Raw genomic sequence first — 22,892 nt, 5'->3', positions numbered from 1 at the left:
GAGGGAGGCGGGTCACAGGCTGAGGAATGGCTGATTTTTTACTGATATCCCCCTGATTCTATTGTGATAATACTCTGACACCTTACTGCATTATTCCTGTGATTTTTACCCTAGGATCGTCCTCTGTTCACCTCATTAGCATCGTTCAACAGCAAATATGAACATTTGGGTTTTTAGTATAATTAAGGGGGACTCCCTGTCTCTATACCACCCTGTTCATAGCTCCTTCCCCCAACAAGCAACCCTGCCTGTATTCCCCTGGATACACACTTTCCTTTATCTGCTGCATCCCCGCTTCTCTTAAAAATTACATCTCATCCCAATCCTTTGAACACTACCAGACAAAGGATAAATCAATGCACACACCTTACCCTTTTAATTCCAGATACACGATGAACTGGTTTCTGCTGTCTCTACTCAATGACCACCTGAATCAACTACTGAACCGATATTCCCGAATACAGGCACTCAGACTCGACCTGTTCTATCAGAAAGGTACGGAGCGCTATAAACGTCATTCATGGAACGAAACCGAACGAGAAGTACGTATGCTGGTTGAACGCACCCTGCAGAACACAAATCTGGCAGGATATTTCTGGGTACTTGAGAACTCTGTAGACCACGGGTGCCATGCTCATATCGTGTTCTATCTCGACAGGCACCTTAACCAGGCTACCTACCCAATAGCTGAGAGAGTAGGAACAATATGGCGGGAAATAACGCAACGAGAAGGCTATTACAACCGCTGCGTGTACAAACCCACTTATGAAGTAAGTATTGATAGGCCGGTGAACTACGGTGATACCGAAGCCATCGATAACCTGCGCTACATCATCAGCTACCTCGCCAAAGAAGAGCAAAAGCACGGTCACTATCACTACGGAGCCAGTGAGGTACCGCCGCCCAGCGGACTGGGGCGTCCTCGCACGTTGTAACCTACATTCTGCACTTTTTTACGTATCAATCCATTGATGTGGAAGGGCTGGTGGTAACGAGCAATCACCCACCAACTCGGGCTAATCCCACAATGGAAGACAGCATCATGACAGAACATATTTCTTTGCTCGATGATCAACTTGTGGATATGCGGTTCATCACGAAGCTAACGGGGCTGACAGATAAATGGTTTTACAAGCTGATAAAAGATGGCCTGTTTCCGAGACCAATTAAGCTGGGCCGCAGTTCCCGCTGGAAGCAAAGCGAGGTCGAATTATGGTTACAGCAGCGCATTAAGGATTCGCGCGGCCAATGATACAACCAATTCAATTAAGCTACGCCTTGCCAATACCCCAATCCTTAAAGCACCATTCAGACTCGGCACAATTCAAGCGATATCGTTTATCACCCCATTCACTAAAGTTCTCAATTCTGAAGCTGAAAAACTGAAGCTCCCCTATCCCCGGCCTATTTGGCATTATGTTGAACCGCTGCCACACGGGCGTTTATTACCTCAGGGGAGCTTCATGTTTTTAACGATGCGTCAGAACAATCCTGCGCCTGGCATATAAAGTTTCCGCAGACAACTGGAATCCATATTCCGATGACTTCAGCTTTCTCGATTTAAGCATCTTCATCGTAACGCCGCTAATCTGCCCTGCTTCCACCCTTCTCTGAATCTCACCAGCGCTCAGCATGAGCTGTTGCTTCAAAATCGACAGCAGACTTACCTGAAATGTACGGGAGATCCTGACACTAACGTGAACCCGCTGGTGGGCGGTGATGCTTAACTGCCAGCGCTCCTGAACGGTAAAATCAGGCCGACCCGATAGCTCGGCGTTGTTCCGCTTCAGCGTCGCGATATCACAGGCAAAATGTTGAACCGTAGCGGCATCGTTTGTCATTAGCCGATGATAAAGCTGGCGGTCAATTTTGCTGACGTGCAGACGCGAAAACAGGGAGATATTCCAGGTGTAATCACAGTGTGTGCATTTATAGATACTCCACACGTCCAGCACCTTCTTTTGCGAATTAACCCGAAATGCACCTGACGGCGTGAAGTCCCGTTTAATGTTGCATGAAGGGCATCGTTTCGCGATGCGCTGATACCCCACAGGCGTGACGGTCCATGTAACTTTCATAACGTACCTTTTTTAACCCATACAAAACCGGATCCGTACTAAACGGACCATGAATGTTTGTGTATGAAAAATATTTAAGAGATATTTTTCAGCAGGTTAAAAAAAGATTTCCAACGTTACAATCCTGTAAATGGTCAACGAGTTAAGTCGAGCCTATCAAAATGGAACTTATCTGGTAAATGAGCTCAATCAATGTTCATAGTGGTTCCGTTCCATCAGGAGCTGTTGATCTGACCCGTTAAAGACAGTGCAGTAAGTTTGTATGTTTAGCAGACAATCAACTGACTGAAGGAGCACATGATGACACAGAACAAGTGGTTTAATCAGGCCTGCGGAATGGCGATGTATTCACCCGATGCACACAGTGCCAGTGATAAATATTGTGCGTACCGCAGCGACGGCAACGGCAATCTTAAACACTGGTCATAGGCGATGCAGGGTTTCCTTGATTGCTGGCAAAAAGTCGGGCACAAAAGCAGGCAAAACGTTACCTGACGGCAATGCCCGCCTGGGAATTTCCAATCTGAATGGTTATCAGCTGGTGGCCCTTAACCGGGCCAGCATGCATCTCGATTAAACTTTCTCTACAGGGAACTGTATTTCAGTCATCCACTCTGCGGAGTCTTGTTTGTTCCAGATGCCGTCGATGTAGCTTTCCCTTGGTGAATTTGTTAACAAGTAACCATTATCTTCAACCCATTGCATAAGGTAAATGTAAGCATTTCTTAATGAATCATATGGTCCCTTATGTATTACAGTTACAGCTGTTATGGCAGGGATTACCTGAAAAAAAATACTCCCTTCATTCTTACCAAAATCATCAACAGCTTCACAGAACTCCACATCCATGTTTTTCTCTTTGTACTCTTTATCATGATAAAGAGTGAAGCAATAAGCTGGGGTTGCTAAAGTTAAATCTGGATTTGCCTTCACAACCTCTTGTCCTATATGCGGAATTAATTTGAGATATGAGGAAAAATCAGGAACAATGAAACGCTTGGAGTAAACAATACATTCCGGGATCTCTTTCAAAACAGCTTGATATAACATAATTCCTTCCTTTTTTTTATGTTGCAGATAGTGGTTAATTCGGGAGAGAATATCGTCCATGTCTCGAATTTGTTTCTGTATTTCAAGGCGTCGCCGTTCAATTATGTGGCAGGAATTTTCATCCTGAGTAAGAGTAACTATTTCTGTTATGGTAAATCCAAGCTGACGTAAACTCGCAATCTGATGGAATTTCATTAATTGGTCAGAAGTATAAAATCGATAACCATTCTCAGGATTAATATAGGCAGGAACAAGTAAACCAATTTTATTATAGTAATGAAGCGTTTTTATCGTCACACGGCAGATCTTTGAAAACAGCCCTATTTGATACATGTAACTATCTCCCTGAATGAGTATGTGAACCTTACAGTCTTACCTTACAGGAGAGTCAACAACAAACTGACGCGTCTTACGTTGAGCCATCATTATAGTACTGGTTAATCACGCTTATTAAACCTGAGAATCAACTGACCGGGGTGTGATTGCATTGTGGCTCATCAGAAGGAGTCATCTCTCCAGTTCTCATAAGCGCCTATCAATTAGCGTTTCTGGATAGTTCCGGATTGATTATTATTTGAGCGCACATTATTCGATTAGTATTGTTTAAATAAATGCTAAACAACCACTCATTTGATATGGATATACTGTTTTTATCCGTTAACCTGTTCTGGCTAACAAACGAACAGTTCTACAGGGTGAAGCTGTCAACTCAGAAGGAAAACGGTTAGCCACTTGTGGCTTGTTTTTACCGCCTCGACCGTTACGTTAGCTCCACGGCAATTAACCTTGCTCATAAGTGCCTTGTTTGTGGAATAATTTTTTTCATTGTTTAGTAGCCTGTGCAGGCGGCTCTTTTTCAGGAGGCAGCATGTCACACAATAAAATGAAGCGTCATGCCATACTCCACACGCTCTCTATACCTGAACGTAAACTACGCCCTGTAAAATGGCTTGCTCTTATCTCATCCCTGCTCGTTATATTACAACTGGCAATTGAGAGCCTGGTCATCAGCGAATAACGGAATAGCAATTCCTGTACAAAGACCAAATCTGGAATGATTTTCTGATATCTGTCGGGTTCAGAGCACAAAACTTAACGTATTTTTTTTTCCAACAACACAATCATTACGTAGAGTTGTGCCTCTGTTGAGTTTCACAGGTAAAGACCTGACTGACAGAATCTGAATAAGGAAATGAACCATGGATAACTATACGCTGCATCGTGGCAGACTTATCGACCATATCCAGCTCGTGGTAAACAACTTTGCCGCAAGCAAAGCGTTTTACACTGCTGTTCTGGCGGAACTTAAGATCCCCATGGTTATTACCGATGACGATTATATCTGGGCCGACGAACTGGTCATTTCGTCGGTAAAAAGTTCGGAGTCTGGCGGGGTGCCTACAGGACGGCACCATCTGGCCTTTCAGGCCGCAGACCGTGAATCGGTGAACGCGTTTTACCACGCAGCACTAAATCATGGCGGACGTGATAACGGCGCACCTGCAGAACGAACCTATCATCCGGGATACTATGCCGCTTTTGTTCTGGATCCGGACGGTAACAACATCGAAGCTGTTTACCATGGTGAGGGCGATCGCAGTGCCCGCTCTGTAGAAATCAGCTTCACTGTCTGAGAAAACAGGGAGCATATTTTCCCCTGTAGCTCCCGGTAACCGCAATGGAGAGCTTTATCTATGACCGTTATTCCGGTATCAGCCCTTGAATGCAGCATTACTGAGCTGTGCCGTATTCTTGCAGACAGCTTTAATGAAACATTGACACCGTTTGCGTTGCCACCGGAAATGTTTGCCTCACGTTTCATTTCCGAAGGACTCAGCCTTGAAGACTCGTTTGTCTGGCTGGTCAATGATAACCCGGCGGCAATAGCCATCGTAACCCGCAGAATGGACAAAGCGCGTCTGGCAGCATTTGGTGTGTTGCCTGAGTACCGGAGCCAAGGACTGGCAAAACAGATGCTTACTCCTCTGTTTACCTCCTTAAAAGAGAAAAAGTTATCCAGCGTGAGACTGGAAGTGATGCACGAAAATACCCGGGCAATCGCTCTCTATCACGCGCTCGGTTTTCAGGTTCGTCGACATCTGTGCAAATACCGGGGAGATCCACAGTCTCGTCCGGAAATACCTTCAGGGGATATGGAATCCAAGACTGCTGATGACTTCCTGCGTACCGTCTGGTCTGCACCAGATGATGATCTTCCCTGGCTGGCCAGCCCCCTGCCGCTCTTGTCTATTCCCTGCGACATCCTCAGGGATAACGAACATGCATGGTGTGCTGTCGCGGAGTTCATGGGACAACCTCAGCTCCGCTGTTTGTTTGTGGAACCGGTGTATCGTTACCAGGGACGGGCTAAAAGAATGCTTCAGAAAATCAATGCCAGATGGCCTGGCATAGGTACATCAGCCGCGATCCCAGAAACGCTGGCACCATTATTTACTGCGGCGGGTTATCAGGCTGAAACGTTATGCCAGTTTGAAATGGAACTGACATTTTAAACTATCGTTATGCTGCATTCCGCATGACAGGAGAACAATGATGATTTGCAAGTTTGAATGGATCAATGAGCCCGCCGTATGGTGCTACGAAAATAACGCCCTATCGGTAATCACAGATGAGCATACTGATTTCTGGTGCCGTACCTGGTACGGGTTTGAGCGTTTTACCGGCCACATCTACGCTACTGATGTAACAGGTGATTTTACTTTTCAGGTCAGGATCCGCGCAAACTTCACCACACTCTATGACCAGGCCGGAATTATGATTCTCTCTGACGAACAGCACTGGCTCAAAGCTGGCATCGAATTCAACGATGGCGCACCTGCAATCGGGAGTGTACTCACGCAGGGATGTTCCGACTGGGCTACAGGACTCTTTCCTGGGGATCCGAAGGAATTCTGGCTGCGTCTGACCCGTAAAAAAGATGCGTTACGACTGCAGTACTCCTCAGATGGACAGCACTGGCCATTACTTCGCTTATGCCATTTCCCTACGGGCCCTGTCAAAACGGGAATCATGTGTTGTACACCTCAGCGCAAGGGGTTGGAAGTAGAATTTCTTGATCTCAGACTAACTCCTGCGATGGATAAGGAACTGCACGATCTAAGTTGATAATAACCATTCAATAATAAAAAATCGGAGAACCCGTTTATGAAGCCATTTTCGGGACGCATTGGCAGGTATGGCAGCGTGCTATTATTTCCACTGGCGATGATCATCTACGATTTTTCAGCCTACCTGACAACGGACCTTATTCAGCCGGGCGTCATTAACATTATAAATGAGTTACAGGCGGATGTTACGCTGGCTCCAGCATCAGTCAGTTTGTATATGGCAGGCGGACTGGCGCTACAGTGGCTCCTGGGGCCACTCTCCGACAGGATTGGCCGCCGCCCGGTCCTGCTCACGGGTGCAATGATCTTTGCCCTGGCATGCCTGAGCATGCTGTTTGTCACCTCGATCGAACAATACTTCGTCGCCCGCTTTATTCAGGGCACCAGCATCTGTTTTATCTCCACCGTTGGTTATGTATCAATACAGGAGGCCTTTGATGAAAAAGATTCCATCAGGATCATGGCTGCGCTGACCTCCATTGTTCTGCTCGCCCCAATAATCGGGCCGGTGGCCGGCGCTGCGCTGATGGCGTTCATTCACTGGAAACTGCTCTTTGCCATCATCGGTGTGTTTGGTCTGGTAGCATGGTTCTTACTACTGTTCAAAATGCCGGAAACAGTTATATCTCAGGGAAGAGAATTCAAACCGGGTGAAGTGCTGTCAGATTTCATCGCGGCCTTTCGCCATCCAGTGGTGCTGACCGGCTCACTGGCAGTCGCTTTTGGTAACCTGCCCATCATCACCTGGGTGGCGCTCTCCCCCGTGATCCTGATTGAGCACGGGGGTATGTCTCCCGGTACCTATGCCTGGACACAGGTGCCCGTGTTTAGTGGGATCATTATCGCCAGTGTGATTGTAGCGAATGTTATCAAAGACCCGACGTCACCGCGTTTTATCTGGGGTACTGTCCCGATACAGTTTGCTGGCTTGCTGGCTTTGCTGGTCGGCAACCTGCTATGGCCACACGTCTGGCTATGGTCAGTAGTGGGAACGAGCTTTTATGCCCTGGGTATTGGACTGCTCTATCCGGTGCTGTTTCGCTTCACGCTCTTTTCTCATAACCTGCCAAAAGGCACCGTTTCTGCCACGCTGAATATTCTGGCGCTCGGCATAATTGCTCTTAGCATTGAAATAACCCGCTGGGTTTACTTCCATGCCGGCGGCAGGATTGCTTTCCACGGCGCGGCGCTGCTGGCCGGTATAGCCGTCATCATATCAGTTGCCCGCCTGCTTATGCTGCGTGGGCAGCATCAGAGCCAGTCAGTATCACCGTCAGGCTGTCAGGAACAATAATACAAAAGTGAGTAAGGAGGGTTTATGTTTTCTTACGTGATGCTGGGTACTAACGATCTACAGCGCGCCATAAGGTTCTACGATCCGCTGATGGAATTGCTTGGACATCCAAAGGCAGGCCGTAATGAAGAAGGCGCATCCTGGGGGACGTTCAGCAATAACCATACCATCGGATTGTGCGTCGGCAGGCCCTTTAACCAGCAACCAGCGAGCGTTGGTAATGGCACGATGGTCGCACTGAATACCCACTCGTTTGAACACATCCAGCAGTTGTACGAACTTGCTATCAGTCTGGGCGCCAGGGATGAAGGTACACCGGGGCACAGGCCACAATACGGACAGGGATTCCATAGTGCCTATGTACGCGATCCGGACGGGAATAAGCTGGCGTTTGTGTACTATGCCGATGAGGGTTGAACATCAAACTGACAGTTTTCGTGTTGTGTATGAAAGCGGCGACGCACCGGACATAGTCAGAGAGTAGCCGTCGGGCGTAGCGTCAGGCGGTAACTCTTGTAGTCGCAGAGACTGGGGCAGGAGAATCACTAAACAGGAAGCCTTATGCAAATAATATCGTCAAGATGCATCATTCGACCATTTCAGTCACACGAAATTGATAGTTTTATGCTGTATCGTAATGATGCTGAGTGGATGAAATATCAGGGATTTAAGGGGCTAACAAAAGAGGACTATGAATCAGCATTGCTGGGCGTTCTTACGCTTACTCAGGGAATTCAATTGGCCATCGTCAACAAGCTGACGCAGGTTTTGATTGGTGATATCTATTTACGTCAGCAATGCGATGTATTTTGGCTCGGTTATACCATCACCCCCGCTCATGCTCGCCAGGGATATGCATTTGAAGCCATTACCGCCACCATCGGCTGGATAAAAGAGAACGGTTTTTCACTCATCAAAGCCGGTGTGGATCCGGAAAATACCTCTTCAATAAAATTACTTATCAGGACTGGCTTTCATTTTTCAGGCATCGAAGAGGGTGAGCATATTTATGTTCTGGATTTAACAAAAGGAGAATAACCTCCGGAGGGGAAAAGCCAATGAGGCCATATAAGGGGTACTAAAACCTGCATTCGTCAGTGCACCTGCCTTTTTTCAGTAAATGAGCTGGCGTTCGATTTCCGAAGTACATCACACTTTTTCTACTGAAACATATCCCTGCTAAAACTACGTGTTATTATTCGCTCCGTAAATACCTTTCAACTCTACCCGAGGCTTTGATGCTGGAGAATGTAATCATCCGATAATCAGCTTACCGACCTTTTCAGGCCGGACTGATTATCAATGCGCCGAAATCGAATGCGGACACCGCCGTGTGTTTGCACGTTTTGCACATGATGATTAAACAGGTTCTTCAGTATGAATTTATCCCGTCAGGAACAACGTACCTTACACGTTCTCGCTAAAGGTGGACATATTGCGCACGTCCGCGATTCTTCAGGCCGCGTCACTTCCGTTGAATGCTACAGCCGCGAAGGGCTGTTGCTGACCGACTGCACGCTCACCGTCTTCAAAAAACTCAAAACCAAAATACTTATCAAGTCCGTCAATGGTCAGCCCTACCGCATCAACACCACCGGGCTGAATAACGTTCGCTCACAGCTCGATAACCGCTAAGGAGAGCATAATGGATATCAGCACCCTTATTTCCTCATCCCGACACATTCAACTGTCGGCGGAGGAGAGCAAAATTCCCTGGGACGAACCGGCCTTTAGCCAGCGCATGCTCGCGAACCATTTGTCGCAGGATCACGACTGGGCCAGCCGCAGGCAGGAGGTCATTGAGCGGCAGGTGAATTGGATCGCCAGCCTATTACCCCCAGGCGCACGTATTCTCGATCTCGGCTGCGGTCCCGGCTTTTACACCCACCGCTTAGCAGAGCGTGGATTTCACTGCACCGGCGTGGATTTCTCACCGACATCAGTGAGCTGGGCCCGCCAGCAGGCGCAGCACGCCGGATTGAATATCGACTATGTTCAGCAGGATGTCCGCGCATATTGGCCCGATAAATCTTTCGATTTCATCATGATGATATTCGGGGAGTTGAATGTTTTCAGCGCGGCGGATGCGCGCTCACTCGTCAGTCGCTGCGCGCTGTGGCTGGAGTCGGGCGGCAGGCTGCTCACTGAAGTCCATACTTTCGACGAAGTTAAGCGTCAGGGAATGGCTGAAGCAAGCTGGCAACGCTGTCCGGACGGGCTGTTTCTGGGCGTCCCTCATCTGCTGCTGACTGAACATGACTGGGATGAAGAAGCCCAGACCAGCTCAACAAAGTTCTGGGCCATAGAGGCAAACGGCCAAACCACCTGTTTCGGCAGCCAGATGACGGCATGGCGCGATGACGAGTACGTCAGCCTGCTCGACAATGCCGGATTTAACCTGCTTCCTCCTCCTGAAAGCCACGACTGGTCAGTCAGCGAAACATTTGAAGGAAAGCTGTTTGCTCTGCTAGCCGAAAAAGCAAAAGCCTCAGAGGAACTTCCTCTTAATACTCAACGCAATAAAAGGAATTCCAAATTGGATATCCCACGTATTTTTACCATCAGCGAAAGTGAGCACCGCATTCATAACCCGTTCACCGAAGAGAAGTACGCCACGCTGGGTCGCGTGCTGCGCATGAAGCCGGGCACCCGCATTCTTGATCTCGGTAGCGGCTCGGGCGAGATGCTCTGCACCTGGGCCCGGGATCATGGCATTACGGGGACTGGCATCGACATGAGTTCGCTCTTCACCGCGCAGGCCAGACGCCGCGCGGAAGAACTCGGCGTCAGCGAACGCGTACATTTTATTCATAATGATGCGGCGGGTTACGTCGCCAATGAAAAATGTGACGTGGCAGCCTGCGTCGGCGCGACCTGGATTGCCGGAGGCTTTGCCGGGACAGTCGAACTGCTGGCGCAGAGCCTTAAACCGGGCGGCATCATGCTCATCGGTGAACCTTACTGGTGCCAGCTTCCGGCAACGGACGAGATAGCCCAGGCCTGCGGCGTCAGCTCGACAAGCGATTTCCTGACGCTTCCAGGGCTTGTCAGCGCGTTTGACGACCTCGGCTACGACGTGGTGGAAATGGTACTGGCGGACCAGGAAGGCTGGGATCGGTATGAGGCCGCGAAATGGCTGACCATGCGCCGCTGGCTGGAAGCCAATCCTGACGACGATTTCTTCGCCGAAGTCAGGGCCGAGCTAAACATCTCGCCGAAACGCCACGTAACGTACGCGCGGGAATACTTTGGCTGGGGCGTATTCGCGCTCATCGCCAGGTAACAACAGGTTCCCGGTATTTCTGACTGGAGTTACCGGGGGCTTCGCCTTGGCTTTGACCAGATGCAACACCTGCACAATACATACTCTGTATGTTTATTAATCAGCACGTCACCATAAGGAGCATCATATGTCACAACATGAACAGTTCTGTCAGGCTTGCGGGATGCCGATGTCTGCACCCGATGCACACAGTGCCAGCGATCAATATTGCGCGTACTGCTGTGACAGTAACGGCAATCTTAAACCCTGGGAAGAAGCGGTATCAGGTTTAGCCAGCTTCCTTGATTCCTGGCAAAAAGTCGGCCCGGAAGAAGCACAGAAGCGTGCAAAACGTTACCTGACGGCAATGCCCGCCTGGGCTCATAAAGCAGACGAGTGAAGAACAAAGCCTGAGTATTTTAGGCAGACTATGTTCACTCCCCTGATTCCATAAAGGAGAGACGATGTTTTCTTACATTATGCCCGGCGACCTGCCACACGCCATCACGTTCTACGATCCGCTGATGGATATGCTGGGGTAATAGCGTTACATAGTGAAGAACCAATTGGTATTGACCTACTGGAATAATTGACGAAATAAAGATGAAGGGGCATTTGCCCCTTCATCTTTATTTCAGTCGTTTACCTGCATCATCAACGACTTTCTCGCCGTCTTCCTTGGTGAACGCCCCTTTCTGCACATCTGGAAGGATATCAAGAACCACCTCAGAAGGACGGCAAAGTTTCGTTCCCAGTGGCGTCACCACAATCGGACGGTTAATCAGAATCGGGTGCTGTAACATAAAGTTGATGAGCTGATCGTCAGTAAATTCATCTTCTGCAAGACCCAGTTCCTCATACGGCTCGACATTTTTACGCAGCAGTGCCCGTACCGTGATCCCCATATCGGCAATGAGTTTGACCAGTTCCTCGCATGAAGGTGGAGTCTCAAGGTAAAGAATCACGGTTGGCTCAGTACCGCTGTTGCGGATCATCTCCAGCGTATTACGTGATGTGCCGCAGGCTGGGTTGTGATAAATGGTGATGTTGCTCATATCAGTATCTCATTACAAAGTGAAAGAGAGACGTAGCGCCAGCGCGGCCAGCGTTACAAACAGAACAGGCAGAGTCATGACGATCCCGGTGCGGAAATAGTATCCCCAGGTGATGGTCATGTTCTTCTGTGAAAGAACATGCAGCCAAAGCAGCGTTGCCAGGCTACCAATCGGTGTAATTTTCGGCCCCAGATCGCAGCCAATCACGTTGGCATAAATCATCGCCTCTTTGATAACACCGGTTGCGGTGCTGCCATCAATAGAGAGCGCGCCAACCAGCACGGTAGGCATGTTGTTCATGATGGAAGACAGGAAAGCCGTCAGGAAGCCGGTACCCAACGTCGCGGCCAAAAGCCCTTTATCTGCCAGCACGTTCAGCACACCGGAGAGGTATTCTGTTAGTCCGGCGTTACGCAGACCATAGACCACCAGATACATCCCCAGCGAGAAGATGACGATCTGCCATGGCGCACCGCGCAGCACTTTGCCAGTGTTAATGGCATGGCCTCGTTTCGCTACCGCAAACAGGATGACAGCCCCGACAGCCGCAATCGCGCTAACGGGAATACCGAGCGGCTCGAGGATAAAGAACCCAACCAGCAGAAGAATCAACACTATCCAGCCTGTTCTGAAGGTTGCCAGATCTTTAACCGCTTTTGCCGGTGCTTTCAGCAGAGCCAGGTCATACGTTGGCGGAATGTCTTTGCGAAAGAACAGATGCAGCATCACCAGCGTGGCGATAATCGTGGCAATATCCACCGGCACCATTACCGACGCATATTCTGTGAAGCCCAGCCCAAAGAAGTCCGCCGAGACGATGTTAACCAGGTTCGACACGATAAGCGGCAGACTGGCCGTATCGGCAATAAACCCGGCGGCCATGACAAATGCCAGCGTAGTCCCTTTACTGAAACCTAATGCCAGCAGCATGGCGATGACTATTGGTGTCAGAATCAATGCCGCGCCATCGTTGGCAAACAGTGCAGCTACCGCTGCGCCGAGCAGAACAATATACGTAAACAGTAAACGGCCACGACCATTGCCCCAGCGTGAAACGTGTAGCGCCGCCCATTCGAAAAAGCCGGATTCATCGAGCAACAGACTGATAATTATCACGGCAATAAAGGTCGCCGTCGCATTCCAGACGATATTCCACACTACAGGGATATCACCAAAATGGACTACACCAGATATCAGCGCCAGTACCGCGCCCAGCGTCGCACTCCAGCCGATCCCTAATCCCTTCGGTTGCCAGATAACCAAAACGATGGTCAGGACAAAAATAGCGCCTGCCAGTAACATACATCCTCCAGACAGGACGGCTTTGCCGCCCTGTATATACAAAAAAATTAAACGGCCAGCTCTCTGAGTTTCTCGATACCAGTGGGCTCTGCAGCCATTACCGGTACTAACGCTATGCGGCTTGCATGCTGGTTTTTCACAACCTCGATTTGAGGAAGCTCTTGTCGGGCACGCTGGCAAAGCAGTGGCGATTGAGTCTGTGCAATAGAAAGGCTGTTATTGATAATCCAGCCCCAGGGATGAATTCCCGCACGTTCCAGATCGGACTGTAAATTTGCCGCCTCCAGCACCGGTGTGGTTTCAGGCAGAGTGACCAGCAGGACTTTGGTGCGTTCCGGGTCCTGAAGCTGCATCATCGGCGTGGTAAAATGACCTTTATCCCCCATCTTCCTGGCAATCTCACGGTGATAAGCCCCGGTAGTATCAAGCAGTAATAGCGTATGCCCGGTAGGTGCCGTATCCATGACCACAAACCGTTTGCCTGCTTCACGAATTACGCGTGAGAACGCCTGGAACACCGCAATCTCTTCTGTGCAAGGAGAACGTAAATCCTCTTCGAGCAGCCGTTTCCCAGCCTCATCCAGATCCCTGCCTTTCGTCTCAAGAACATGCTGACGATAGCGTTCAGTTTCATCGTGAGGGTTGATTCGGCTGACCTGCAGATTTTTGAGGCTGCCATTAAGCGTTGTACTGAGATGTGCAGCAGGATCTGAGGTGGTGAGATGCACATCAAAACCCATGTCCGCAAGTCGGACGGCGATAGCAGCAGCCATCCTGGTTTTACCTACGCCACCTTTGCCCATCAGCATAATCAAACCGTGTTCACTGCGGGCGATATCATCAACCATGGCAGACAGCGACATATTCTCTGGCTTGTTCTGTATGCTTTGTTCAGGAAGCGATGCTATCTCAGCGTGTTCGTTGAGCAGGCCTTTCAATGCGGAGACACCAACCATGTTCAGCGGTTGAAGGAATAGTGTATCTGTCGGCAAGCCAGATAACCCAGCAGGAAGATTTGCCAGCGCCTCTTGTTCCCGTTGCCATATTTTAGCGGCCAGGGCGTCATGTTCAGCTTCGGCTTTAGGCAGCACACCATTAATCACCAGATACTGGTTTTTCAGTCCAATTGCGGCGAGTTCTTCATGGGTGCGGGCGACTTCCTGCAGCGTAGATTTTTGCAGTCGTGCAACCAGAACCAGGCGGGTACGTTCAGGATTGGATAACGCCTCTACCGCATGAGCATACTGCTCACGCTGCTTTTCCAGCCCGGCCATTGGGCTAAGACAGGAAGCACCATCTGGATTACTTTCAATGAAGCTACTCCAGGCACCGGGAAGCTTGAGAAGGCGAATCGTGTGGCCCGTCGGCGCTGTATCAAAAATGATGTGATCGAAGCGGGTCAGCAGAGAAGCGTCGGTCAGTAAGCCAGTAAACTCATCGAACGCCGCAATCTCAGTCGTACAGGCTCCTGAAAGCTGCTCGCTGATACTGTTAACGACGTCATCTGGCAAAAGACCTTTAATAGGGTCAACGATTCTGGCGCGGTATTGCTGGGCGGCGTCCTGTGGGTCAATCTCCAGCGCTGAAAGGCCTGGCACCGCAGCCACGGGCTGGATCGTGTTGCCAATAGCCTGGTCGAATACCTGGCCGATATTGGAGGCCGGATCGGTACTGACCAGCAAAATCCGCTTACCCTGTTCTGCAAGGCGTATAGCCGTCGCGCAGGAAATTGAGGTTTTACCTACTCCTCCTTTGCCAGTGAAAAACAGGTAAGGCGGGATATTCTGTAAGAATTTCATATGTCCTCCTGACATAATCAACAACAGGAAGTATTACCACCACAGCAGCTTGTCGGAGCCACTCCTACTTTCTCCAGCGGAATACCAAACCAGCGCGCCAATTCAGCGCGTTTGGGATATCGCCCCGCCATCACCGTTTCGCCATCAAGCAACAGCAGCGGAAGTCCTTCAGCGCCAGACGCTTCAAGAAATGCTTTCGCTTTTGCGTTCTCAACGAAGCTCATCGGCTGCTGCACCAGGTTGTAACGTTCAACCTGTACGCCACGTCCTTTCAGCCACTGCACATCAGCAGAAAAATCAACCAGAACCTGATCGACATCTGAGCCACATACGCCGGTACTGCAGCACATCGCCGGGTCAAACACCGTTAACGTCTTCATTCTGAATACCTCACATTCGTAAAATCATATATGTTCAGGCAAATTTTTTAGATGCAAACAGCCTTGCCGCTACCAGAGCAGTTTGCTGATGCCAGCTTACGGGCGATGACCTGTACGTCGTCCTGTTGGCTTAACCAGGCCTGCTCAATCACCTGGGCGACCCAGGAAGGAATATGCGGGGATAAGCGGTAGTGAACCCACTTGCCCTGTTTACGGTCCAGCAATAGACCACTTTCCCGGAGCATTGCCAGATGACGGGAGATCTTGGGCTGCGACTGCTCCAGCGCCGTACAGAGATCACACACGCACAGCTCCCCCATCTCTCTGAGCAGCAGTACGATCCCTAGACGGGTTTCATCGGAGAGTTTTTTGAAGAGCTGTAATGATGATAATTGTGGCATAGGTCCTCCTGCTATTATCTCGCAGTTTCTCTCTATAACAGTACAATGTCAAAAATACATTTGAATTTTCATATATGAAATAAACAAAAAGCTACTCTCTACATCTTTCATGGAAAGAGAGATAATCCAGAGTAACCTTCTATGCCAGAAAGCCCCGAAGACACTCGCAGGGCACATTTTGTTAGAGTTACAATACACAACAATTGCAAAGTCGCTGTATTAAGCGGGAGGCAGTGCCCAGAGTTCTTCAAGGTTCACATCATCACTGCTGGGTCGATGCTGTTTCAGCAGCGGGTCAATTTTCAATATCATTGGAAGATCAAAAGCGGTTCCAGTGACTACGCAGCAGCCCTTGGCTAGAGTCGGTATGAGAGTCTTAGAACTGGAATCTAACGTGCTGATAGTATTGTCTAGCAGCATAAGGTCGCGATCGTTCACTAATCGATGTATGAAGAAGTTGTGAATCTGGGAAACAATAGTAGGTGAAATATCGGCAGGCCGCTGACTAGATAGTGTAAGGTATACGCCATATTTGCGTCCCTCCTTGATTATTTCTTCAAAGAGTTCAAGCCGGTAGTCTTTCCAGATTTCATGCTCACGGGTGGACTGCTCTGACAAAATATTGTGTGCCTCATCAATGATAAGGTGAAGAGTCCGGCTTGGAGGGCTCTTGAGAGTCTCGGCATCTTTGTGATTTGTATAGAAATTCTTAGCAACAAGCAGTGGTAAGATCTTTTTTATCTCATTCTTGCATTTCTTTAAAGAGATGACATGTAAGAGATGTGGTGGTTGTGGCACATCGACGATTTCAAGAACATTACGCAGAGCCGATATAGATGATTTGGCCCTGGCAAGCACTGGTTGAATGTGTTCGTATTGGGCGTAGCCAAATACAACATCTGAACAAAGTTGGAGGTAGCACCTCAAGATTAGTTCGTCGAATTGATCAATTCCATCTAAATTAACATTATCATCAAGAATAGGCTTGATGTTAGCGTCAAATCCATTGCCATTTGAATTATAGTACGTACCGCTGGCATGCTTAAAATATTTATCTTTATTAAAATAAATGATTCCTTTTAAATGGTCTTGAAGCAATTCGCAGTCAATCATGCGTGCAATTTCACGGCTCAGGTCTAAAGCATCTGATTTCGCTTCGCCTGTACTAAAAACTTTTTCAAAAACCTTTTCCACATATCTTTTGAGTGGGGTAGTTTTAAATTTTTCCTTACCAGACAGAACGCGACGCAGAAATGGCTGTTGTGTGTTCGTAGTTGCCTGAAATAGGAGACTTAGAGTTTCGACATCCCAAAAATGAGCACCTTCAATCTTGAATTTGTGCTTTGATTTTTTAGAGTCCAGCACTGTGATTTGCTTATTCTTGGCTGGTAGTAGCTGATCTTCCGTGTATTCACCATTAAAATCTATGATAACAAACTGACTCTTGTTTTGTAATGCTTGGAGCCGCTCATTAAAAAGTGTAGTATAAAGTTTAGCTAGCGTATTAGATTTACCACTCCCAGTGTTACCAAATATGCCCAAATGGCTGTTGAATAATCGCATCCATGGGAGGTTGATGGGTACATTCTCCTTAAGCATAGAGCCAATAGAAAAACCTGTTTTTCCGTCCGCTCCATAAATTTTCCCTACCATAAATTCGCTGAGTAGAGATGCCTTGTCTCTGATCATCGGCATGTACTTCACACCTTCAAAAAACTTATCATCCACTATATAACCAATGGGGCGAACATCCACTTTTCGTACGTATTGGATCTTCTCGGCATCTGTCTCTAGCCTTTTCTCATCCAAAAATTCACCTTCAACAAGACAGACAATATCTATAAAACCTCGCTGAATAGATACGTGCTCCCGAAGTGAAATACCTCTGTACTTAACTCCTCCGTAGTAAATTGTCTCATGATTGGAGTCTTCAAAAATTCGAAGGGAGATACGTACTCCACTCACTGCAATGACCTCACCTACGATGATACTCATATCAGATCCTCCTCTTCAGCTTTTAATTGAGGTTCATAAGTGTCTGGCTTGAGTGAGAAAACATATTTATTGAAATTGGTGAAGTCCATATTCATATCTTCAGCGGGTCCAATTACTTGGACGTTTTTCCAAGATTTAAACTCTTCCCGCATGCTATTTGCACTATTATTGCTATAACAGCAAATAAAAGTATGAAGTTGTGGGTTGGAGAGGGAGCGTTGGATAAGCCTGAGAATGTGTTCATCAGCAAACGAAAAGCCAAATGTGATAAGGATAGAATTTGGTTTTTCAAGCTCATAGCTTAATAGCCTGAGCATTTGGTAGTAGTGTTCTTCGAAGACAGTTTCGTAAAACTTCCACTTAGTGGGGTTGACAATAGGTAGCTTATTGTACTCCCCCCAGAAAATATCTATCTGATCTTGACTGAATGCCAAGGATGGAATGCCTTCGGTTCTGTTGCCATCGGCACCTAGAAATTCGGAATATCCATTCAAATTTCCGAGTGTCTCTTCTGTCAAGAGGTTAATAAAATCATTGCGGTAATTGACTTCAATCTTATCACCGCTTTTTGACCAGTAAACCGAACCATGAAGGTGGATAATGTTTAGCTGTGGGATGCCATAGTTGCTTCGTTCAAATACTCCAGTTTGACATTGAAACGTACTGAAGTTTTTGGAATGAAGATGCTTCGTATGAAAACCGGAGGTACCATCATTCACCACAAAATCATGTGAGCCCTTCATGAGAAGGCTGTCAGCTGTATGGGACAGACATCCATCATAGTTAGTGGTAAAAATATTGATTTTGCGGTTGAGATCTTTCCTTCTATCCAACAACCCCAAAAGGGTTGTTAAAAAAACCTCATAATTCTTGAGATTTTCTTTTCCTTTATCTGATGTAACGGAACTTGGGTTGAATGTCTGCACTGGAAAAATACATGTGTTGTAGTAGTGCATGAATAAAGCGGTTCGCTTTTCTGGCGAGTTTTCAAACTGTGTGGCGAGCGTCTCGATCGTTTCTCGTCGTCCATCTGCATTCTTGATGGCTAGGGACAGCGTCGGGAATAAGTCTGCTGAAGCGCCTGAGCCAATCAGTATGTTGATGTTCTTATTGTATATATCCAGTGGCTGGATCGCCTCAAACATACTTACCTCCCTTATTTAGTTTTGTCGAAAATAGCATCAGTGTATAGTCAGACCAAGTTTTGACTTAGGCAAAAAATTTGTATCAATAGTCACTACTTCTCTGGTTTCCAACTATTGCAGTTAGCAGCATATATTGAATTACATCCGTCCAGACACCTAGATGGATGTGATTGCTTTTCGAGACTGCCTTTCAACATATCAGCTTTTAATAATTCCTTCCTTGCCTAAATTACTAGTAAAATCACCATACCACTGCATCATCTCCCGCCTCGCCTCCAGATATTAAGCATTGTCATACGTTCCACGAATTGAGTTCTTATCGACGTGAGCCAGTTGTAGCTCGACGCAAACCGATTTAAATCCCTGCTCATGCAAAATGATACTCATCGTGTGACGGAAACCATCCCCCTAACACGCCTTACGTAACATATGTGCTTCACTATCACATTGAAAATGTTAAGTACTGTCATGAGATGAGCGGCGTCGAATCAAAACCTCATTCAATTCCAATGAAAACTGACACCCATGATACAAAAATACTATGAATTCATTGACATAAATTGCTACCCGCTGAGATCATATAGCAAACCGCTCCTGAATGAGGAATGAGCAATGGCAGTGAGTATCGCGGAATATTTAGGCCAAAGAACAGACGTGGAACAACAGATTCTTCCCGTTTCAAAGGGCACGCTGGCGCAATGCCCTTTTATGGACCGTACCTGTGACAAAGTAAGTAAAAATAATCATCCAGTCTGCTCCGTCCGCAAACCAGACAGTACTATTTGGATCGTCTGTGAACATAGACTTTGTTCTACCCGCCAAAAAAAGACGATCATCTCAGGTGAGCGTACACAACTTGTCGACAATGTCTTGGTTGAACATCAAAGAGACATTCTAAGGAAAGTAGCAAAACTGATCTATCAGGATCCTGAACTGCAAGACTCAGAGATTGGCGTAAAAAGAGAAGTCAATATTCCTTTACCTGATTCAGATAATAGCTACCACGCAGACTACGTTATGAGAAACTTTTCCGGTAGAGGAAGAGTTGATGAAGTCCTCCTCGAAATGCAAGGTGGCGGAGAAACAAGCAGCACAGGTGCCATTACTCGCCATATTGCCGCTTGGGCTGATCTCGAAATCCCAACAAATGAAATTCTAAGAAGGCCAGTGGCAGCAAATACTATCGAAACCAACGCATGGAGACGACAACAAGAACAATTTCTTGTGAAAGGGAATGTTGTTGATCAAACTGGTGGGAAAATCGTTTTTGCTGTAGGTAGCTTACTCTATGACTATTTACATAGACGTTTTAGGAATGCCAATCTCAGGGATCTAAAAGCCCATAACTGGACATTATGCATTTTAGCTTTCAAGGAAGATACATCGGATGAACCACGACCTGGCCCGATTCCGTTGATCATTGATGATTCAAAGACATTATTTACTAACTATTCAACATTTGTAAGATTTCTAACAGATCAGGGCGCACCGCGCCCTGAACTATTCGAAGGATCATTTTTACGTTTAGATAATAGTACTGTTACGATAATGCCTCGTTAAGCATCTGCTGATCTACCAGGACAATTCTTTTTCCTATCCATTCAACAATAGGGACCGCGACAGCGTTCCCTACTGCTCTGAATCGATTAGAGTCCAGTTCTCTGGAAATCCCTGCAGACGCTCGTACTCGGAAGGCAGCATCCGGCGCACATACAGCATCTGAACTTCCTCTTGAGTCAAGAGTGTAGGTTTCTCCGTCGTTCCGGTATCCTTTTGCTTGAGGTCCTGCGGTTGCTTTTCGTCCGATACTTGCATGCTGGATAGAATAGATATCTGCTTTTGATAGGCCTGTATCAGAGGCTCCGGAAGCATTTGCCCTCTCTCCTTGGCCCTGTTTATCAACGATTCTAGTTGCTCCGGGTTCAAAAAGGACTCGAGCGGAGCGCATGTCTCCAAGACTTGCGACAATGTACACTCTTCTTCTACGCTGGGGTGTTCCAAAGTATTTTGCATCCAATACTCTCCACGAAACGCCATACCCGAGTTCGACCAACGTATCGATGACAACTTTGAAGTCTTGTCCATTGTGGCTGTTGAGCAGTCCGGGAACATTTTCAATAACAAGCCATTCAGGTTTTCTTTCTTCGATGAGTTTTGCATATGTATAAAATAAGCCGCTTCGGGCTCCCTCTAAACCTTTCCGTTTTCCTTGGTTAGCTGACGACACATCCTGGCAAGGAAAACCACCACACCAAACACTGCTTTCTGGGATCTCATCAGCATTCAGTTGTGTAATATCAGTATGTAATGGTACATTTGGCCAATTCTTTCTAAGTACTTTCTGGCAAAACTTATTGATTTCGCATTGGAAAACAACTTCCATCCCTGCTTTCTCAAGACCAAGATCGAATCCACCAATCCCTGCGAAAAACGAGGATACCTTGTACTGCTTCAGTGGTTTCTTTTTCATATCGACTTTTTCATCACTTTTTGATCCGAAGATCCTAACGGAAACCAGTCCCGATGGCCACCTTTTTTTTCTAACTAAGGCCAGTTCCTTGGTATCCAGGCATTGATTATGAAACAAACTAACTGTAATTATATACAGTGCATTTTAAATTCCAACAAAAGTGTGCTTTTTTGCGAATAGTCTTCCAATTTAACTACGCTTTCGCATAGTCAAACGGGCTAATCCCCTTCTCCCGATTCACATCTAGATAATCCGCCCACCATTGCAACATCAATCGTCTCTCATCCAAATGTTCCGCCTTATGAATATAAGCCGCCCGCACAGAGTTACGCTCCATATGGCTCATCTGCCGTTCAACTGCATCTCTCGACCACAATCCAGATTCAATCAACGAGCTACATGCCATGGTCCTGAAGCCATGACCGCAAACCTCAATCTTAGTGTCATATCCCATCACGCGCAGCGCCTTGTTCACTGTATTCTCACTCATCGGTTTACAAGGATTGTGATCTCCAACGAAAACAAAATCGCGCTCGCCACTAAGCTTGTGAACCTGTTTAAGGATTGCCAGTGCCTGACGAGAAAGTGGCACTAAATGAGGAGTACGCATTTTCGAGCCACGTTCCGAATGCTTCACTCCTTCAATAGCTTCTCGTTCAGCCGGAATTGTCCACATTGCCGTTTCAAAATCTATTTCAGACCAACGCGCAAAACGCAGTTCACTTGAACGAATAAAGATTAACAAGGTGAGTTCAACAGCCAGACGAGTTAAAGGGCGTCCCGTGTAACTATCTATTCTGTGGAGTAGTTCAGGTAAGCGTTTCAGCTCAAGTGCAGGACGATGAACACGGTTACTGGAGGCAACTGCCCCAGCCATCTCCTGAGCAGGATTGTAATCGATCAAACCGCTTTGCACTGCATAACGCATAATCGCATTGGTACGCTGCTGAAGACGCGAAGCCACTTCAAAACGCCCTGTAGCCTCAACTCCTTTAATAGGAACAAGGAGATCGCGCGTGCTAAAACTATCAATACTCCGCTTCCCAATTGCTGGGAACAAATTATCTTCCAGGCTCTTTAACACCCTTCGGCTATGTTCTTCTGACCATTTTTTATTAGCGGCATGCCACTCTCTGGCAACTGACTCAAAGGTAATATCTTCTTTCGCCAGTTCTTCTTTCACGGCCCGCTTGTGTTCACGAGGATCGATTCCAGCAGCAACAAGCCTTCTGGCCTCTTCCCTCTTTTGACGAGCATCAGCGAGGGATATTTCAGGGTAAACCCCAAACGCCATCAGGTGTTGCTTGCCACCAAAGCGAAAGCGAAACCGCCAGTATTTTGAGCCGTTAGGGTGAATAAGCAAAAACATGCCATCCCCATCGACAAGGGTGTACTCCTTTTCCTGCGGTTTTGCAGAACGCACTTTGATATCTGTCAGAGCCATAAAAGTTCTCCTTCCATGAGCTGCCGTGAGTATATAAGCATTATCGAACCAGCATATATACTCGGTTCTATACTCACAAGCATGTTGAT

Annotated in this window: 24 protein-coding genes and 2 pseudogenes; 14 read left to right on the top strand and 12 right to left on the bottom strand. The window is 47.4% G+C overall.

Annotated elements, in window-relative coordinates; translation table 11 throughout:
• The first annotated feature begins 356 nt into the window (after positions 1-356).
• Together OGX66_RS08905 and OGX66_RS08900 are read left to right on the top strand one after the other, a co-directional pair.
• Positions 357-935 carry a YagK/YfjJ domain-containing protein gene (locus OGX66_RS08905; RefSeq protein WP_086512800.1) on the top strand — a complete coding sequence of 193 codons (579 nt, stop codon included), beginning with the start codon at positions 357-359 and terminating at the stop codon, positions 933-935.
• A 107-nt stretch (positions 936-1,042) separates the two neighbouring features.
• Positions 1,043-1,252, top strand: coding sequence for a helix-turn-helix transcriptional regulator (locus OGX66_RS08900; protein WP_049047834.1), 210 nt, complete (start codon positions 1,043-1,045; stop codon positions 1,250-1,252).
• 217 nt (positions 1,253-1,469) lie between these two features.
• On the opposite strand, the gene OGX66_RS08895 is transcribed toward OGX66_RS08900, so the two are convergent.
• Positions 1,470-2,078: a DUF1062 domain-containing protein gene (locus OGX66_RS08895; RefSeq protein ID WP_086512799.1), complete on the bottom strand. Its 609-nt coding sequence runs from the start codon at positions 2,076-2,078 to the stop codon at positions 1,470-1,472.
• A gap of 300 nt (positions 2,079-2,378) precedes the next feature.
• Here OGX66_RS08895 and OGX66_RS08890 point away from each other — a divergent pair.
• Positions 2,379-2,605, top strand: a pseudogene (locus tag OGX66_RS08890) (hypothetical protein).
• 46 nt (positions 2,606-2,651) lie between these two features.
• On the opposite strand, the gene OGX66_RS08885 reads toward OGX66_RS08890, so the two are convergent.
• Complete coding sequence (locus OGX66_RS08885; RefSeq protein ID WP_086512798.1) at positions 2,652-3,461, bottom strand: MerR family transcriptional regulator; 810 nt, start codon at positions 3,459-3,461, stop codon at positions 2,652-2,654.
• Positions 3,462-3,996: 535 nt separating this feature from the next.
• Between OGX66_RS08885 and OGX66_RS08880 the strand changes: the two genes are divergently transcribed.
• The 10 genes from OGX66_RS08880 to OGX66_RS08835 all read left to right on the top strand — a co-directional run bounded on the left by OGX66_RS08880 (position 3,997) and on the right by OGX66_RS08835 (position 11,212).
• Positions 3,997-4,146: a hypothetical protein gene (locus OGX66_RS08880; RefSeq protein ID WP_165351558.1), complete on the top strand. Its 150-nt coding sequence runs from the start codon at positions 3,997-3,999 to the stop codon at positions 4,144-4,146.
• A gap of 181 nt (positions 4,147-4,327) precedes the next feature.
• A complete protein-coding gene (locus OGX66_RS08875; RefSeq protein WP_086512797.1) occupies positions 4,328-4,762 on the top strand; it encodes a VOC family protein in 435 nt (144 codons plus the stop codon).
• A gap of 60 nt (positions 4,763-4,822) precedes the next feature.
• The gene (locus OGX66_RS08870) at positions 4,823-5,641 is read left to right on the top strand and encodes a GNAT family N-acetyltransferase (protein ID WP_086512796.1); all 819 of its coding nucleotides are present in this window, start codon (positions 4,823-4,825) and stop codon (positions 5,639-5,641) included.
• A 40-nt stretch (positions 5,642-5,681) separates the two neighbouring features.
• On the top strand, positions 5,682-6,254 hold the full coding sequence (locus OGX66_RS08865; RefSeq protein ID WP_089587069.1) for a DUF1349 domain-containing protein: 573 nt from the start codon (positions 5,682-5,684) through the stop codon (positions 6,252-6,254).
• A 39-nt stretch (positions 6,255-6,293) separates the two neighbouring features.
• On the top strand, positions 6,294-7,550 hold the full coding sequence (locus tag OGX66_RS08860; RefSeq protein WP_089587068.1) for a multidrug efflux MFS transporter MdtM: 1,257 nt from the start codon (positions 6,294-6,296) through the stop codon (positions 7,548-7,550).
• 24 nt (positions 7,551-7,574) lie between these two features.
• Complete coding sequence (locus OGX66_RS08855; RefSeq protein WP_086512794.1) at positions 7,575-7,967, top strand: VOC family protein; 393 nt, start codon at positions 7,575-7,577, stop codon at positions 7,965-7,967.
• Between the two features lie 144 nt (positions 7,968-8,111).
• The gene (locus OGX66_RS08850; RefSeq protein WP_058647043.1) at positions 8,112-8,588 is read left to right on the top strand and encodes a GNAT family N-acetyltransferase; all 477 of its coding nucleotides are present in this window, start codon (positions 8,112-8,114) and stop codon (positions 8,586-8,588) included.
• A gap of 339 nt (positions 8,589-8,927) precedes the next feature.
• The gene (locus OGX66_RS08845) at positions 8,928-9,185 is read left to right on the top strand and encodes a YjhX family toxin (RefSeq protein WP_058647044.1); all 258 of its coding nucleotides are present in this window, start codon (positions 8,928-8,930) and stop codon (positions 9,183-9,185) included.
• Positions 9,186-9,195: 10 nt separating this feature from the next.
• Positions 9,196-10,833, top strand: a complete 1,638-nt coding sequence (locus OGX66_RS08840) for a class I SAM-dependent methyltransferase (protein ID WP_089587066.1) — start codon at positions 9,196-9,198, stop codon at positions 10,831-10,833.
• 127 nt (positions 10,834-10,960) lie between these two features.
• Entirely contained in the window at positions 10,961-11,212 is a 252-nt protein-coding gene (locus OGX66_RS08835) for a zinc ribbon domain-containing protein (RefSeq protein WP_058647046.1), read from the top strand.
• Positions 11,213-11,441: 229 nt separating this feature from the next.
• Here OGX66_RS08835 and arsC read toward each other — a convergent pair whose 3' ends face one another.
• The 8 genes and pseudogenes from arsC to OGX66_RS08790 all read right to left on the bottom strand — a co-directional run.
• A complete protein-coding gene (arsC, locus tag OGX66_RS08825) occupies positions 11,442-11,867 on the bottom strand; it encodes a glutaredoxin-dependent arsenate reductase (protein ID WP_089587065.1) in 426 nt (141 codons plus the stop codon).
• Positions 11,868-11,879: 12 nt separating this feature from the next.
• Complete coding sequence (gene arsB / locus OGX66_RS08820; protein ID WP_058647048.1) at positions 11,880-13,169, bottom strand: arsenite efflux transporter membrane subunit ArsB; 1,290 nt, start codon at positions 13,167-13,169, stop codon at positions 11,880-11,882.
• Between the two features lie 47 nt (positions 13,170-13,216).
• On the bottom strand, positions 13,217-14,968 hold the full coding sequence (gene arsA / locus OGX66_RS08815) for an arsenite efflux transporter ATPase subunit ArsA (protein ID WP_286511395.1): 1,752 nt from the start codon (positions 14,966-14,968) through the stop codon (positions 13,217-13,219).
• A gap of 17 nt (positions 14,969-14,985) precedes the next feature.
• A complete protein-coding gene (gene arsD / locus OGX66_RS08810) occupies positions 14,986-15,348 on the bottom strand; it encodes an arsenite efflux transporter metallochaperone ArsD (protein WP_058647050.1) in 363 nt (120 codons plus the stop codon).
• Between the two features lie 47 nt (positions 15,349-15,395).
• On the bottom strand, positions 15,396-15,749 hold the full coding sequence (gene arsR, locus OGX66_RS08805; protein WP_058647051.1) for an As(III)-sensing metalloregulatory transcriptional repressor ArsR: 354 nt from the start codon (positions 15,747-15,749) through the stop codon (positions 15,396-15,398).
• Between the two features lie 219 nt (positions 15,750-15,968).
• Positions 15,969-17,744: an ATP-binding protein gene (locus OGX66_RS08800; RefSeq protein WP_058647052.1), complete on the bottom strand. Its 1,776-nt coding sequence runs from the start codon at positions 17,742-17,744 to the stop codon at positions 15,969-15,971.
• A complete protein-coding gene (locus OGX66_RS08795; protein WP_058647053.1) occupies positions 17,741-18,889 on the bottom strand; it encodes an SIR2 family protein in 1,149 nt (382 codons plus the stop codon). Before OGX66_RS08795 ends, OGX66_RS08800 begins: the two co-directional genes overlap by 4 nt.
• Before the next feature lie 198 nt (positions 18,890-19,087).
• A pseudogene (locus OGX66_RS08790) lies at positions 19,088-19,297 on the bottom strand (integrase); the annotation flags it as partial.
• A 204-nt stretch (positions 19,298-19,501) separates the two neighbouring features.
• Between OGX66_RS08790 and OGX66_RS08785 the strand changes: the two are divergent.
• Positions 19,502-20,449, top strand: a complete 948-nt coding sequence (locus tag OGX66_RS08785; RefSeq protein ID WP_058647054.1) for a hypothetical protein — start codon at positions 19,502-19,504, stop codon at positions 20,447-20,449.
• Here the strand turns inward: OGX66_RS08785 and OGX66_RS08780 are convergent.
• Positions 20,430-21,359 (bottom strand): DNA cytosine methyltransferase, encoded by a 930-nt coding sequence (locus tag OGX66_RS08780; RefSeq protein ID WP_032170444.1) that lies wholly within the window; start codon positions 21,357-21,359, stop codon positions 20,430-20,432. The genes OGX66_RS08785 and OGX66_RS08780 overlap by 20 nt on opposite strands.
• A gap of 193 nt (positions 21,360-21,552) precedes the next feature.
• A complete protein-coding gene (locus tag OGX66_RS08775; protein WP_058647055.1) occupies positions 21,553-22,803 on the bottom strand; it encodes a tyrosine-type recombinase/integrase in 1,251 nt (416 codons plus the stop codon).
• Between the last annotated feature and the right edge of the window lie 89 nt (positions 22,804-22,892).

This window comes from Citrobacter sp. Cf072 (assembly GCF_030334485.1).
GTDB lineage: Bacteria > Pseudomonadota > Gammaproteobacteria > Enterobacterales > Enterobacteriaceae > Citrobacter > Citrobacter freundii.
This window is presented reverse-complemented; position numbering and strand designations above follow the sequence as displayed.

What these genes read in the sequence shown, in the direction of transcription:
- OGX66_RS08905 (WP_086512800.1), top strand. Translation starts at nt 357, where the DNA reads ATGCACACACCTTACCCTTTTAATTCCAGATACACGATGAACTGGTTT.
- OGX66_RS08900 (WP_049047834.1), top strand. Translation starts at nt 1,043, where the DNA reads ATGACAGAACATATTTCTTTGCTCGATGATCAACTTGTGGATATGCGG.
- OGX66_RS08895 (WP_086512799.1), bottom strand. Translation starts at nt 2,078, where the DNA reads ATGAAAGTTACATGGACCGTCACGCCTGTGGGGTATCAGCGCATCGCG.
- OGX66_RS08885 (WP_086512798.1), bottom strand. Translation starts at nt 3,461, where the DNA reads ATGTATCAAATAGGGCTGTTTTCAAAGATCTGCCGTGTGACGATAAAA.
- OGX66_RS08880 (WP_165351558.1), top strand. Translation starts at nt 3,997, where the DNA reads ATGTCACACAATAAAATGAAGCGTCATGCCATACTCCACACGCTCTCT.
- OGX66_RS08875 (WP_086512797.1), top strand. Translation starts at nt 4,328, where the DNA reads ATGGATAACTATACGCTGCATCGTGGCAGACTTATCGACCATATCCAG.
- OGX66_RS08870 (WP_086512796.1), top strand. Translation starts at nt 4,823, where the DNA reads ATGACCGTTATTCCGGTATCAGCCCTTGAATGCAGCATTACTGAGCTG.
- OGX66_RS08865 (WP_089587069.1), top strand. Translation starts at nt 5,682, where the DNA reads ATGATTTGCAAGTTTGAATGGATCAATGAGCCCGCCGTATGGTGCTAC.
- OGX66_RS08860 (WP_089587068.1), top strand. Translation starts at nt 6,294, where the DNA reads ATGAAGCCATTTTCGGGACGCATTGGCAGGTATGGCAGCGTGCTATTA.
- OGX66_RS08855 (WP_086512794.1), top strand. Translation starts at nt 7,575, where the DNA reads ATGTTTTCTTACGTGATGCTGGGTACTAACGATCTACAGCGCGCCATA.
- OGX66_RS08850 (WP_058647043.1), top strand. Translation starts at nt 8,112, where the DNA reads ATGCAAATAATATCGTCAAGATGCATCATTCGACCATTTCAGTCACAC.
- OGX66_RS08845 (WP_058647044.1), top strand. Translation starts at nt 8,928, where the DNA reads ATGAATTTATCCCGTCAGGAACAACGTACCTTACACGTTCTCGCTAAA.
- OGX66_RS08840 (WP_089587066.1), top strand. Translation starts at nt 9,196, where the DNA reads ATGGATATCAGCACCCTTATTTCCTCATCCCGACACATTCAACTGTCG.
- OGX66_RS08835 (WP_058647046.1), top strand. Translation starts at nt 10,961, where the DNA reads ATGTCACAACATGAACAGTTCTGTCAGGCTTGCGGGATGCCGATGTCT.
- arsC (WP_089587065.1), bottom strand. Translation starts at nt 11,867, where the DNA reads ATGAGCAACATCACCATTTATCACAACCCAGCCTGCGGCACATCACGT.
- arsB (WP_058647048.1), bottom strand. Translation starts at nt 13,169, where the DNA reads ATGTTACTGGCAGGCGCTATTTTTGTCCTGACCATCGTTTTGGTTATC.
- arsA (WP_286511395.1), bottom strand. Translation starts at nt 14,968, where the DNA reads ATGAAATTCTTACAGAATATCCCGCCTTACCTGTTTTTCACTGGCAAA.
- arsD (WP_058647050.1), bottom strand. Translation starts at nt 15,348, where the DNA reads ATGAAGACGTTAACGGTGTTTGACCCGGCGATGTGCTGCAGTACCGGC.
- arsR (WP_058647051.1), bottom strand. Translation starts at nt 15,749, where the DNA reads ATGCCACAATTATCATCATTACAGCTCTTCAAAAAACTCTCCGATGAA.
- OGX66_RS08800 (WP_058647052.1), bottom strand. Translation starts at nt 17,744, where the DNA reads ATGAGTATCATCGTAGGTGAGGTCATTGCAGTGAGTGGAGTACGTATC.
- OGX66_RS08795 (WP_058647053.1), bottom strand. Translation starts at nt 18,889, where the DNA reads ATGTTTGAGGCGATCCAGCCACTGGATATATACAATAAGAACATCAAC.
- OGX66_RS08785 (WP_058647054.1), top strand. Translation starts at nt 19,502, where the DNA reads ATGGCAGTGAGTATCGCGGAATATTTAGGCCAAAGAACAGACGTGGAA.
- OGX66_RS08780 (WP_032170444.1), bottom strand. Translation starts at nt 21,359, where the DNA reads ATGAAAAAGAAACCACTGAAGCAGTACAAGGTATCCTCGTTTTTCGCA.
- OGX66_RS08775 (WP_058647055.1), bottom strand. Translation starts at nt 22,803, where the DNA reads ATGGCTCTGACAGATATCAAAGTGCGTTCTGCAAAACCGCAGGAAAAG.